The 601-nt window shown below is 66.9% G+C and carries 1 protein-coding gene; it reads left to right on the top strand.

The window, feature by feature from the left end:
* On the top strand, nucleotides 1–601 hold a 601-nt coding region (locus KBX37_RS34025; protein ID WP_210779905.1), incomplete at both ends, for a HAMP domain-containing protein.

The raw sequence follows: 601 nt of genomic DNA, 5'->3' as shown, positions 1-601 counted from the left end.
ACACCGTCAACACGATGGTGGACCAGCTCTCCTCGTTCGCCGACGAGGTGACCCGGGTGGCCCGCGATGTGGGTACCGAGGGCAAGTTGGGTGGTCAGGCGCAGGTCAAGGGCGTCCTGGGTACGTGGCGGGACCTGACCGACAACGTGAACTCGATGGCGTCGAACCTGACGTCGCAGGTGCGCAACATCGCCTCGGTCACCACGGCGGTGGCCAAGGGTGACCTGTCGCAGAAGATCACGGTGGACGCCCGGGGCGAGATCCTGGAGCTGAAGTCGACGGTGAACACGATGGTGGACCAGCTGTCGTCGTTCGCCGACGAGGTGACCCGGGTGGCCCGTGAGGTGGGCACCGAGGGCAAGCTGGGCGGCCAGGCCCAGGTGCGCGGCGTGGCCGGCACCTGGCGGGACCTGACCGACAACGTGAACTCGATGGCGTCGAACCTGACCGCCCAGGTGCGCAACATCGCCTCGGTCACCACGGCGGTGGCGAAGGGTGACCTGTCGCAGAAGATCACCGTGGACGCGCAGGGCGAGATCCTGGAGCTGAAGTCCACGGTGAACACGATGGTGGACCAGCTCTCCTCGTTCGCCGACGAGGT

Origin of the sequence: Micromonospora sp. U56 (genome assembly GCF_018070095.1) — a bacterium.
Classification (GTDB): Bacteria; Actinomycetota; Actinomycetes; order Mycobacteriales; family Micromonosporaceae; genus Micromonospora; species Micromonospora purpureochromogenes.
Note: the sequence above shows the minus strand (reverse complement) of the source record. Positions and strands in the feature narration are given on the sequence as shown.